Genomic DNA, 11,723 nt, shown 5'->3' with positions numbered 1-11,723 from the left:
ATAACATCTGAAACGGAATGGTTAGCGGGGAGCGGTGTCCCGCCGGTCGAGCTCGCCCTGGACCCTGATCAGCTCGTCGCGCAGCCGCCCGGCCAGCTCGAAGTCCAGCTCCGCCGCGGCGGCGGCCATCTCGGCGCCGATGTCGGCCAGCAGCTGGTCCAGCTCCCAGCGGGTCCGCGAGGCCAGCTGCACCGCCGCGGTCCGCGTCGAGGTCTCGACACCGTCGCCCTCCAGCACCGGCATCAGCCGCGGCGCCGCGCCCAGGTGGTGAACCCGGCCGGTGTCGGGCGCCTTGCGTGGCCGCCGCTTGCCCACCAGGTCACGAGCGCGGCCGGATCCGGCCGCGACCTGCCCGCCGTTCGCGTCGCTCATAACCTCATGGTATTGCTGGGGGACCCGGCTGCGGGGAGTAGCGCCAAGCCATGCCTACACTGGGATGCGACAGGTTCGTGAAAGTTTTCACGAGCGTGGTCGGCAAGGAGTGACCCGGGTTCGCCAGCTGCGTGCCACCGGCCAGGCAGCCGCGGACAGCGGGATGTGTTCCCAGCGGAGGAGGCCAGGATGACGGCGATCGCCGGTGACCTGCGCGGGTCCTCGTCGGCCTCCAACCCCTCCGAGGAACCCACCGAACCCACCGAAGCCACCGAACCCGGCCAAGCCACGCTGCCCGAGGACAGCCACTACGACGCCGACGTGATCGTGGTCGGCGCCGGGCCGTCGGGGTCGGCCGCCGCGTACTGGATGGCCACCGCGGGGCTGGATGTCCTGTTGCTGGAGAAGACCTCCTTCCCCCGCGAGAAGGTCTGCGGTGACGGCCTGACGCCGCGGGGCACCCGGGCGCTGGTCGAGATGGGCATCGACGTCAGCGAGGCGGCCGGCTGGCTGCACAACAAGGGACTGCGGGTCATCGGCGGCGGCCTGCGCCTGGAGCTGGACTGGCCGCAGCTTGCCTCGTTCCCCGACTACGGGCTGGTGCGTCCCCGGGCCGACCTGGACCACCTGCTGGTCCGGCAGGCGGTCAAGGCGGGCGCCCGGCTGCACGAGCAGACCTCGGTGACCGCCCCGGTGCTGAGCCGGCAGGGCCGGGTGGTCGGCGTGCAGGCCAAGGCCGGTCCCGACGGGGCCGTGCGCAGCTACCGGGCGCCGGTGGTGCTGGCCTGTGACGGGGTGTCGGGCCGGTTCGCCCTGGCGCTGGGCCTGCAGCGCAACGACCGGCGCCCGATGGGGGTGGCGGTCCGCCGCTACTACACCAGCCCGCGCACCAACGACGACTACCTGGAGTCCTGGCTGGAGCTGTGGGACGGCCCGCCCGGGGCAGACCACGCCAAGCTGCTGCCCGGCTACGGCTGGATCTTCGGTATGGGCGACGGCTCGGTCAACGTGGGCCTGGGCGTGCTGAACTCCTCGGCCGGCTTCCAGAAGACGAACTACCGCACGCTGCTGACGACCTGGCTGGACAACACCCCGGAGGAATGGGGACTGCGCGAGGAGAACGCGCTGTGCCCGACCCAGGGCGCTGGCCTGCCGATGGGCTTCAACCGGACCCCGCACTACCGCGACGGGGTGCTGCTGGTGGGGGACTCCAGCGGTTCGGTGAACCCGTTCAACGGCGAGGGCATCCCGTACGCGATGGAGTCGGGCAAGTTCGCCGCCGAGGCGGTCGTGCAGGCGCTGGCCCGCCCGCAGGGCCCGGGACGCGAGCGGGCGCTGGCCGGCTACCCGGCGGCGATGGCGCAGGAGTGGGGCGCGTACTACCGGCTGGGCGGCGCGTTCGTGAAGTTGATCGGCAATCCTGCGGTGATGCGGGCCTGCACCCGGCACGGCCTGCCGCATCCGAAGCTGATGAGGTTCGTCCTCAAATTGCTCGCAAATCTCTCCGACCCGCATGACGGCGATGCCAGCGACCGGATCATCACGGCGCTGACCCGCCTCACGCCGCCGCTGCGGTAGCCGGCCATGGCCAGCTTAGGTGAGCCTAACCGTCGACTCGAACCTCCGGCCGACTACCGTGGGAGTGCGTCTGTCAACACTGCCGCGGGCCCAGAACTACTGGACTGCAAGTGAGAAGGGAGGCAGGTCACGATGCTCGGGGCTTACCTGCCGATCGTGGTTCTTTTCGCGTTGGCCTTCGGGTTCGCGGTCTTCTCCGTGATCATCGCCACGGTGACCGGGCCAAAGCGGTACAACAAGGCCAAGCTGTCCTTCTACGAGTGCGGCATCGAGCCCGCGCCGATGTCGTCGGGGCCGAATCGCTTCCCGGTGAAGTACTTCCTCACCGCGATGCTGTTCATCGTCTTCGACATCGAGATCATCTTCCTGTACCCCTACGCCGTCGCCAGCCGCGAGCTGAGCCTGTTCGGACTGATCGAGATCTTCCTGTTCCTCGCCACCGTGTTCGTCGCCTACGCCTACGTCTGGCGCCGCGGCGGCCTGGACTGGGACTGAGATGGAGCTGACCGGCGCCGAGCCGGGAGCGCCGAGACCGATGCCTGCCCCGAGATCCCCAGACACAAGATTGGCCCGCTGACATGGGTTTAGAAGAGAAGCTGCCGGACGGGATGCTGCTGGCCACCGTCGAGTCGGTGGTGAACTGGACGCGCAAGTCCTCGCTGTGGCCGGTGACCTTCGGGCTGGCCTGCTGCGCCATCGAGATGATGACCTTCGGCGCCCCGCGGTTCGACTCGGCCCGGTTCGGCATGGAGGTCTTCCGGCCGTCGCCGCGGCAGGCGGACCTGATGATCGTGGCCGGCCGGGTCAGCCAGAAGATGGCCCCGGTGGTCCGCCAGATCTATGACCAGATGGCCGAGCCGCGCTGGGTGATCGCGATGGGCGTCTGCGCCTCCTCCGGCGGCATGTTCAACAACTACGCCGTCGTGCAGGGGGTGGACCACATCATCCCGGTCGACATGTACCTGCCCGGCTGCCCGCCGCGGCCGGAGATGCTGATCGACGCGATCCTCAAGCTGCACCACAAGATCCAGAACGAGCCACTCGGGCCCAAGCGCGCCCAGCGGCTGGCCGGCCAGAAGGTCGAGCTGATCCCGTCGAGCCAGCGGTTCGCCAAGTGACCACCGGCCCGGACTTCGACCCCGAGGTGCCGCTCGGGCAGCTGTCGGGCAGCCTGCCCGCCGACGCCAGCCCGCCGGGCATGTTCGGCGTCACCGGCTCCGGCGACACCTCCGGGTTCTCCGGCCTGCAGCGCCAGCCGTGGCTCGAGCTTCCTGCCGAACGCCCGTACGGCGGCTACTACGACGAGGTGATGGACGCCTTCGCCGAGGCCTATCCCGAGTACGAGGCCGCGGTGGAGAAGGTGGTGCTGCACCGCGGCGAGCTGACCGTGTACCTGCGCCGCGAGCACATCGCCCGGGTCTGCCAGGTCTTCCGGGACGACCCGGCGCTGCGCTTCGAGCTGCTGTCGGGCGTCTCCGGCGTGGACTACCTGGCCCGCGAGGGCGCGGAGGGCGCGCGGCTGCACGCCGTCTACCACCTGACGTCGATGACGTTCCGGCGCCGGATCCGGCTCGAGGTCGGGGTCACCACCGCCGATCCGCACATCCCGTCGGTCACCGGCGTCTACCCGACCGCGGACTGGCAGGAGCGCGAGACCTGGGACCTGCACGGGATCGTCTTCGACGGCCACCCGGCGCTGACCCGGATCATGATGCCCGACGACTGGGACGGCCACCCGCAGCGCAAGGACTACCCGCTGGGCGGCGTGGCGACCGATTACAAAGGCGGCGCGAGCATCCCGCCGCCGGACGAGCGGCGGGCCTACCGATGAGCACGCGGCATGCAACGCACTGCGGCACGGAACGCCCGGCGCCACGGCGAGCGCGGCACGAAACTGGAGGGCACCGGCGGTGACGACATCTGACTTCTACAGCCCGTCCCGGGAGACCACCGAGGGCCGGATCTACAACGTCTCCGGTGGCGACTGGGACTCCGTGCTGGGCAACGAGCCGCTGCACGAGGAGCGGCTGATCGTCAACATGGGTCCGCAGCACCCGTCCACCCACGGGGTGCTCCGGCTGGTGCTGGAGCTGGAGGGCGAGACCGTCACCGACGCCCGGGTGGTGGTCGGCTACCTGCACACCGGCATCGAGAAGAACGCCGAGTTCCGCAACTGGACCCAGGGCAGCACCTTCGTGACCCGGTGCGACTACCTGTCGCCGTTGTTCAACGAGAGCGTCTACTCGATGGCGGTCGAGAAGCTGCTCGGCATCGAGGTGCCCGAACGGGCCAACCTGATCCGGCTGATGATGATGGAGATCAACCGGATCTCCTCGCACTGGGTGTGGCTGGCCACCGGCGGCATGGAGCTGGGCGCGCTGACCGCGATGACCAACGGCTTCCGCGCCCGCGAGCGCTGCCTGGACATCCTCGAGATGATCACCGGCCTGCGGATGAACCACGCCTACATCCGCCCCGGCGGCCTCGCCCAGGACCTTCCCGAGGACGCCCTGCCGAAGATCCGGAGCTGGATCTCCGAGACCGACACCGAGATCACCGGCGTCGACCGGCTGCTGCGCGGCCAGCCGATCTGGATCAACCGGCTCAAGGGCGTCGGCTGGATCGGCGTCGAAGGCTGCCTGTCCCTGGGCGTGACCGGGCCGCTGCTGCGGGCGGCCGGCCTGCCCTGGGACCTGCGCAAGACCGAGCCGTACCTGGGCTATGAGACCTATGACTTCGACGTCCCCACCGACGACGGCGGCGACTGCTGGAGCCGGTTCGTGGTCCGGGTCGCCGAGATGCGCGAGAGCCTGCGGATCATCTCCCAGGTGGTGGACCGGATCGAGCAGACCCCCGGCCGGGTGATGGTGGACGACCCCAAGATCGCCTGGCCGGCGCAGCTGTCGATCGGCTCGGACGGCATGGGCAACTCGCCCGCGCACGTCAACAAGATCATGAACGGCTCCATGGAGGCGCTGATCCACCACTTCAAGCTGGTCACCGAGGGCTTCCGGGTGCCGGCCGGGCAGGTCTACGTGCCGGTCGAGGGCCCGCGCGGTGAGCTGGGCGCGCACGTGGTCTCCGACGGGGGCACCAGGCCGTACCGGGTGCACCTGCGCGACCCCTCCTTCATCAACCTGCAAGCCGTCGCGGCGATGTCGATCGGTGGCCAGATCGCCGACGTGATCGCCTCGGTGGCCTCGATCGACCCGGTGATGGGTGGGTGTGACCGCTGAATGAAGATGACAGCGAGTGAGGATCGCAACGAGCGCCAGCGAGTGAGGACCGGAGCGAGCGTGGAGTCGAATCATGGCTAGCAACCAGCGACTGAGCCTGATCGACATCGGCCGGCCCGGGGACCCGACGGTCTTCGACGACAGCGTCCGGACGGCCGCGGCCGAGATCATCGCGCGCTACCCGGAGGGGCAGTCCCGGTCGGCGCTGCTGCCGATGCTGCACCTGGTGCAGTCCGAGCAGGGTTACGTCTCCGCCGACGGCATCGCCTTCTGCGCCGACCTGCTGGAGCTGACCAAGGCGCAGGTGGCCGCGGTGGCCACCTTCTACACGATGTACAAGCGCTCGCCCACCGGTGAGTACCTGGTCAGCGTCTGCACGAACACGCTGTGCGCGATGCTCGGCGGCGATGAGATCTACCAGGCGCTGTCGGAGACGCTGGGCGTCGGCATGAACCAGACCGCCGGCACTCCCGGCGCGCCCGGCTCGATCACCCTGGAGCACGCCGAGTGCCTGGCGGCCTGCGACTACGCCCCGATCGTGACGGTGAACTACGAGTTCTTCGACAACCAGACCGTGGATTCGGCGCTCGGCCTCGTGTCGGAGCTGCGCGCCGGCAACCGGCCGATGCCGACCCGGGGCGCGCCGCTGTGCAGCTTCCGGGAGATCTCGCGGCAGATCGCCGGCTTCGTCGACCAGCGGCCGGCCGCCGTCCGGGCGACGGCGACCGGGCCGCAGACCGAGGCAGGGGTGCGGCTGGCCCAGGAGCGCGGCCAGCAGGCGCCGGGGTACCCGCCCGGCGACGACGCCGGCTCCAGCTCCGCCGACGCCGAGGCCCGGGCTGCCGACAACACCGGCAAGCCGGACTACACCAGCTCCAACGATGCCCCGCTGAACACGGTCAAGAGTGACCCGGCCGCGGCCTCGCCGACCGGCGGCCAGAGCGAACGAATCGACAAGACCGGCCCAGCCGATGTAGTCGACAAAGCCGATAAGGGAAAGTGATATGCCGCTCACTCCGGTCCTGACCAAGCGGTTCGGCGCCAACGCGCCGTGGCTGCTGGACAACTACGAGAAGCTGGACGGCTACGCCGCCCTGCGCAAGGCGCTCGGCATGCAGCCGGACGAGTTGATCGCGCTGATCAAGGACTCCAACCTGCGCGGCCGCGGCGGGGCCGGCTTCCCGACCGGGATGAAGTGGCAGTTCATCCCACAGGCCAAGCCCGGCGAGGTCGCCAAGCCCCACTATGTGGTGGTCAACGCCGACGAGGGCGAGCCGGGCACCTGCCGGGACCTGCCGCTGATGATGAACGACCCGCACTCGATGATCGAGGGGATCATCATCGCCTGCTACGCGGTGCGGGCCCAGCGTGCCTTCGTCTACATCCGCGGCGAGGCGGTGCACGCGATCCGCCGGGTTACCCAGGCGGTGAACGAGGCCTACGCCAAGGGCTACCTCGGCGACGACGTGCTCGGCAGCGGGCTGCGGTTCGACATGACCGTGCACGCGGGCGCCGGCGCCTACATCTGCGGCGAGGAGACCGCGCTGCTCGACTCGCTGGAGGGCAAGCGGGGCCAGCCGCGGCTCAAGCCGCCGTTCCCGGCGACCAACGGCCTCTATGACGCCCCGACGGTGGTGAACAACGTCGGCACCCTGGCCAGCGAGCCCTACATCGAGCTGGGCGGCGCCGCCTGGCACAAGCAGATGGGGCCGGACGGCTCGCCCGGGACCTCGATCTACTCGCTGTCGGGCCGGGTGGCCAACCCCGGCCAGTACGAGGCGCCGATGGGCACCACGCTGCGCGAGCTGCTCGACCTGGCCGGTGGCATGAGCCGGGGCAAGCCGCTGAAGTTCTGGACCCCGGGTGGCTCGTCGACCCCGCTGTTCACCGCCGAGCACCTCGACGTCCCGCTGGACTTCGACTCGGTGGCCAAGAGCGGCTCGATGAACGGCACCTCGGCGGTGATGGTCTTCGACGAAGACGACAGCGTGGTGCAGGCGGTGCTGAAGTGGACCCAGTTCTACGAGCACGAGTCGTGCGGCAAGTGCACCCCGTGCCGGGAGGGCAACTACTGGACCGCCCAGATCCTGGAACGGATCTGGCACGGCCAGGGCACCCTGGCCGACCTGGACACCCTGCTCGACGTCAGCGACAACATCCTGGGCCGCTCGTTCTGCGCTCTCGGCGACGGCGCGACCAGCTGCATCACCTCCTCGATCCAGTACTTCAGGGACGAATACATCGCCCTGATCGAGAAGAACCCGAACAGCGGCGTCCAGCCGGCCACACCTGCCCTGACCGGAGCCCCCGCATGACCGTCGCGCCCGAGAAGTCCGCAGCCGGCCAGCGCCCCGCCGAGGACCTGGTCACCGTCACCATCGACGGCATCGAGATCTCGGTTCCCAAGGGCACCCTGCTGATCCGGGCCGCCGAGCAGCTGGGCATCCACATCCCGCGGTTCTGCGACCACCCGCTGCTGGACCCGGCCGGCGCCTGCCGGCAGTGCCTGGTCGAGGTGACCGACATGGGCAACGGCCGCGGCATGCCCAAGCCCGCCGCGTCCTGCACCACCACCGTGATGCCCGGCATGGTGGTCAAGACCCAGCTCACCTCGGTGGTGGCCGACAAGGCCCAGCAGGGCGTGATGGAGCTGCTGCTGATCAACCACCCGCTGGACTGCCCGGTCTGCGACAAGGGCGGCGAATGCCCGCTGCAGAACCAGGCGATGAGCAACGGCCGCGCCGACTCCCGGTTCGGCGAGGTCAAGCGCACCTTCGCCAAGCCGGTCGCGGTGTCCAGCCAGGTGTTGCTGGACCGCGAACGGTGCGTGCTGTGCCAGCGCTGCACCCGGTTCTCCGAGCAGATCGCCGGCGATCCGTTCATCGACCTGCTCGAGCGGGGCGCCCAGCAGCAGATCGGCACCTCCACCGACACCCCGTTCCAGTCCTACTTCTCCGGCAACACCGTGCAGATCTGCCCGGTCGGCGCGCTGACCGGGGCGTCCTACCGGTTCCGGGCGCGGCCCTTCGACCTGATGTCGACGCCGAGCGTGTGCGAGCACTGCTCCTCCGGCTGCGCGCTGCGCACCGACTGGCGGCGTACCAAGATCACCCGGCGGCTCGCCGGCGAGGACGCCGAGGTCAACGAGGAGTGGAACTGCGACAAGGGCCGGTGGGCCTTCCAGTACATCAACCAGCCGGACCGGCTGCTGACCCCGCTGGTGCGCGACCGCTCCGGGCGGCTGGTCGAGGCGTCCTGGCCGGAGGCCCTGGAGGCCGCCGCGGCGGGCCTGGCCCGGGCTCGGGACAACGGCGGGGTGGGCGTGCTGCCCGGCGGCCGGCTCACCGAGGAGGACGCCTACGCCTACGCCAAGTTCGCCCGGGTGGCGCTGGGCACCAATGACATCGACTTCCGCGCCCGGCCCAGCTCGGACGAGGAGCTGGCGTTCCTCGGCGCGGTGGTGGCCGGCAGCACGCCGGAGACCGGAGGGGTCACCTACACCGACCTGGAGCAGGCCGGCACGGTGCTGCTGGTCGGCTTCGAGCCCGAGGAGGAGTCGCCGATCACCTTCCTGCGGCTGCACAAGGCGGTCCGCAACGGCAGGTGCTCGGTGTACTCGATCGCCGCGCTGGCCAGCCGCGGGCTGGACAAGCTCGCCGGCCGGCTGCTGCCGGCCGTACCCGGCGCCGAAGCCGCGGCGATCGCCGCCGTGGACGGCGAGCTGCGGGCCGCGCTGGCAGGCGGGATCATCCTGGTGGGCGAGCGGATGGCGGTGGCTCCCGGAGCGCTGAGCGCGGTGCTGGAGCTGGCTGCCAGCACCGGCGCCCGGCTGGCCTGGGTGCCCCGGCGGGCCGGCGAGCGCGGCGCGGTGGACGCCGGCGCGCTGCCGAACCTGCTGCCCGGTGGCCGTCCGATCAGCGACGACGCCGCCCGGGTCGAGGTCGAGCGGGTCTGGAACGCGCACGTGCCCACCACGCCCGGCCGCGACCTGCCCGGCATGCTGGCGGCGGCGCTGGCCGAGGAGGCGCCGCTCGGTGGCCTGCTGGTCGGCGGCGTGGAGCTGGCCGACCTGCCGGATCCGGCGCTGGCCGAGGCTGCGCTGGCCGCGGCCGGCTTCGTGGTGAGCCTGGAGATCCGGCAGTCGGAGGTCACGGCGCACGCCGATGTGGTGCTGCCGGTGGCGGTGACCGCTGAGAAGGCCGGCCGGTTCGTCACCTGGGAAGGCCGGCGGCGGCCGTTCGACCTGACCCTGACCAACACCGGCCAGCTGGCCGACGGCCGGGTCCTCAACGCCATCGCCGACGAGCTCGACGTCAACCTGGGCCTGCCGGCGCACCAGAGCGCGCAGGCCGAGCTGGCCGCCCTGGGCGTCACCGGCTCCCGCGGCCGGCGGCCCGAGCCGTCCCGGTCCCGTTCGCATCGGGACGAGTCCGGCGCCGGCCTGGTGCTGGCCACCTGGCACGAGCTGATCGACGGCGGCCGGCTCACCGACGGCGAGCTGAACCTGGCCGGCACCAGCAAGCCGTTGCGGGTGATGCTGGCGGCGGCCACCGCAGCGGAGCTGGGCATCACCCCCGGTGACCTGGTGACCGTCAGCACCGCGCACGGCTCGCTGACCGCGCCGGTGGTGCTGGCCGAGCGGGCCATGCCCGGCGTGGTGTGGCTGCCGAGCAACCACCGGGACGGCTCGGTGCGTAAGGTGCTGCGCGCCGTCCACGGTGATCCGGTCACGGTGACGGGCGTCGTACCCGGCACGCCGCGCGACGTTTCCGCCGAGTGGAGGTAGCCATGACCAGCCTGCTGGCCGAGACAGCCGACCCGAACGCGACCCTGGCCGGGTTCGGGCACGACCCGTTCTGGCTGATCGTCCTCAAGGTGCTCGGCGTGTTCGTGTTCCTGGTCGCGATGACGCTGTTCTCGATCGTGTTCGAGCGCAAGGTCGTCGGCCGGATGCAGAACCGGATCGGGCCCAACCGCACCGGCCCGTGGGGCATCCTGCAATCACTGGCCGACGGGGTGAAGCTGGCCTTCAAGGAGGAGATCATCCCGACGCTGGCGGACAAGCCGGTGTACTGGATCGCCCCGGTGGTCTCGACGGTGCCGGCGTTCCTGGCGTTCTCGGTGATCCCGTTCGGCCCGGAGGTCTCGATCTTCGGCGAGCGCACCATGCTGCAGCTGACCGACCTGCCGGTCGGCGTGCTGGTGATCTTCGCCTGCTCCTCCCTCGGCGTGTACGGCATCGTGCTGTCGGGCTGGGCCTCGGGCTCGACCTACCCGCTGCTCGGCGGGCTGCGCTCGGCCGCCCAGATGATCTCCTACGAGGTCGCCATGGGGCTGTCGATGGTGATGGTGTTCCTCTACTCCGGCACCATGTCCACCTCGGGCATCGTGGAGTACCAGCGGGACCACCTGTGGAACGCGATACCGCTGTTCGTGTCCTTCGGCATATACATGATCGCCATGGTCGGTGAGACCAACCGGGCGCCCTTCGACCTGCCCGAGGCCGAGTCCGAGCTGGTCGGCGGCTTCCACACCGAGTACTCCTCGATGAAGTTCGCCCTGTTCTTCCTGGCCGAATACATCAACATGGTGACCGTCTCGGCCCTTGCCACCACGCTCTTCCTCGGTGGCTGGCGGGCGCCGTTCCCGCTGTCGCTGTGGGAGGGCGCCAACTCCGGCTGGTGGCCGGTCCTGTGGTTCACCGCGAAGGTGATCGCCTTCATCTTCTTCTTCGTCTGGCTGCGCGGCACGCTGCCCCGGATGCGTTACGACCAGTTCATGCACTTCGGCTGGAAGGTGCTCATCCCGCTCAACCTGGTGTGGATCCTGGCCATCACCACCATGCGGGTGCTGCGTGACCGCGGCTGGAGCTCCGTCGCCGTGATGCTGCTGGTGGGCCTGCCGATCCTCGCGCTGATCGGGTTGTGGGCCGTGCTGGACCTCCGCCGCTCCAAGCGGATCGAGGCCGAGCTCGCGGCCGAGGACGCCGAGGAGGCCGCCCGGCCGGCGGCCTTCCCGACACCGCCGATGGACCTGGTGGTGCCACCCTCCCCCCGGCTGGTCAGCGCCGGTGTCAGCTCGCCGGCCTTGCCGGCTTCCGAACACTCCCTGACCGAAGGGCCTGCCAATGGCTGACCAACCTGGTCCGCGGCCGTCCGCGGACGACGCCGCCGGACCGACCGGGGCTCCCGCGCCGATCGTGCGGGGCAGCGATATCCCGATCGACCGGGAGGCTGCGCTACCGGCGGTCCGCGACGGCCTGCCGGCGACGTCGGACATCTCGGCCAGGGCGCTCAACGAGGACGAGTTCAACCACCCGAACTCCACCCTGGGCGGCTTCGCCTCCGGCTTCGGCCTGACCTTCTCGACCATGTTCAAGAAGGTCTACACCCAGCAGTACCCGTTCGAGGTCTTCCCGACCGCTCCGCGGTATCACGGCCGGCACGTGCTGAACCGGCATCCGGACGGCCTGGAGAAGTGCATCGGCTGCGAGCTGTGCGCCTGGGCCTGCCCGGCGGATGCGATCTATGTCGAGGG

11 protein-coding genes are annotated in these 11,723 nt (G+C 70.4%); 10 read left to right on the top strand and 1 reads right to left on the bottom strand.

The features are described 5' to 3' along the window. Positions 1-21: 21 nt before the first annotated feature. The gene (locus tag VF612_RS04640) at positions 22-372 is read right to left on the bottom strand and encodes a UvrB/UvrC motif-containing protein (RefSeq protein ID WP_408658679.1); all 351 of its coding nucleotides are present in this window, start codon (positions 370-372) and stop codon (positions 22-24) included. Positions 373-561: 189 nt separating this feature from the next. Between VF612_RS04640 and VF612_RS04635 the strand changes: the two genes are divergently transcribed. The 10 genes from VF612_RS04635 to VF612_RS04590 all read left to right on the top strand — a co-directional run. Next, complete coding sequence (locus VF612_RS04635) at positions 562-1,950, top strand: geranylgeranyl reductase family protein (RefSeq protein WP_408658678.1); 1,389 nt, start codon at positions 562-564, stop codon at positions 1,948-1,950. 132 nt (positions 1,951-2,082) lie between these two features. Then, positions 2,083-2,445, top strand: coding sequence for an NADH-quinone oxidoreductase subunit A (locus VF612_RS04630; protein WP_408658677.1), 363 nt, complete (start codon positions 2,083-2,085; stop codon positions 2,443-2,445). 83 nt (positions 2,446-2,528) lie between these two features. After that, a complete protein-coding gene (locus VF612_RS04625; RefSeq protein ID WP_408658676.1) occupies positions 2,529-3,068 on the top strand; it encodes a NuoB/complex I 20 kDa subunit family protein in 540 nt (179 codons plus the stop codon). Continuing rightward, positions 3,065-3,781 carry an NADH-quinone oxidoreductase subunit C gene (locus tag VF612_RS04620; RefSeq protein WP_408658675.1) on the top strand — a complete coding sequence of 239 codons (717 nt, stop codon included), beginning with the start codon at positions 3,065-3,067 and terminating at the stop codon, positions 3,779-3,781. The genes VF612_RS04625 and VF612_RS04620 overlap by 4 nt, the downstream gene beginning before the upstream one ends. A 79-nt stretch (positions 3,782-3,860) precedes the next feature. Continuing rightward, positions 3,861-5,186 carry an NADH-quinone oxidoreductase subunit D gene (locus VF612_RS04615; protein WP_408658674.1) on the top strand — a complete coding sequence of 442 codons (1,326 nt, stop codon included), beginning with the start codon at positions 3,861-3,863 and terminating at the stop codon, positions 5,184-5,186. 73 nt (positions 5,187-5,259) lie between these two features. Continuing rightward, positions 5,260-6,189 carry an NADH-quinone oxidoreductase subunit NuoE gene (gene nuoE, locus VF612_RS04610; RefSeq protein ID WP_408658673.1) on the top strand — a complete coding sequence of 310 codons (930 nt, stop codon included), beginning with the start codon at positions 5,260-5,262 and terminating at the stop codon, positions 6,187-6,189. Position 6,190: 1 nt separating this feature from the next. Beyond that, positions 6,191-7,501 carry an NADH-quinone oxidoreductase subunit NuoF gene (gene nuoF / locus VF612_RS04605; RefSeq protein WP_408658672.1) on the top strand — a complete coding sequence of 437 codons (1,311 nt, stop codon included), beginning with the start codon at positions 6,191-6,193 and terminating at the stop codon, positions 7,499-7,501. Then, positions 7,498-9,972, top strand: a complete 2,475-nt coding sequence (locus tag VF612_RS04600) for an NADH-quinone oxidoreductase subunit G (protein WP_408658671.1) — start codon at positions 7,498-7,500, stop codon at positions 9,970-9,972. The genes nuoF and VF612_RS04600 overlap by 4 nt, the downstream gene beginning before the upstream one ends. 2 nt (positions 9,973-9,974) lie before the next feature. After that, positions 9,975-11,321 (top strand): NADH-quinone oxidoreductase subunit NuoH, encoded by a 1,347-nt coding sequence (gene nuoH, locus VF612_RS04595; protein ID WP_408658670.1) that lies wholly within the window; start codon positions 9,975-9,977, stop codon positions 11,319-11,321. Next, the coding region (locus VF612_RS04590; protein ID WP_408658669.1) for a NuoI/complex I 23 kDa subunit family protein at positions 11,314-11,723 on the top strand (410 nt) is incomplete at its 3' end. The genes nuoH and VF612_RS04590, both read left to right, overlap by 8 nt.

This window comes from Jatrophihabitans sp. (assembly GCF_036388195.1).
Taxonomy (GTDB): Bacteria; Actinomycetota; Actinomycetes; order Mycobacteriales; family Jatrophihabitantaceae; genus Jatrophihabitans_A.
This window is presented reverse-complemented; position numbering and strand designations above follow the sequence as displayed.

Coding starts and splice junctions, on each gene's coding strand:
- VF612_RS04630 (WP_408658677.1), top strand. CDS start 2,083: ATGCTCGGGGCTTACCTGCCGATCGTGGTTCTTTTCGCGTTGGCCTTC.
- VF612_RS04625 (WP_408658676.1), top strand. CDS start 2,529: ATGGGTTTAGAAGAGAAGCTGCCGGACGGGATGCTGCTGGCCACCGTC.
- nuoF (WP_408658672.1), top strand. CDS start 6,191: ATGCCGCTCACTCCGGTCCTGACCAAGCGGTTCGGCGCCAACGCGCCG.
- nuoE (WP_408658673.1), top strand. CDS start 5,260: ATGGCTAGCAACCAGCGACTGAGCCTGATCGACATCGGCCGGCCCGGG.
- VF612_RS04600 (WP_408658671.1), top strand. CDS start 7,498: ATGACCGTCGCGCCCGAGAAGTCCGCAGCCGGCCAGCGCCCCGCCGAG.
- nuoH (WP_408658670.1), top strand. CDS start 9,975: ATGACCAGCCTGCTGGCCGAGACAGCCGACCCGAACGCGACCCTGGCC.
- VF612_RS04635 (WP_408658678.1), top strand. CDS start 562: ATGACGGCGATCGCCGGTGACCTGCGCGGGTCCTCGTCGGCCTCCAAC.
- VF612_RS04640 (WP_408658679.1), bottom strand. CDS start 372: ATGAGCGACGCGAACGGCGGGCAGGTCGCGGCCGGATCCGGCCGCGCT.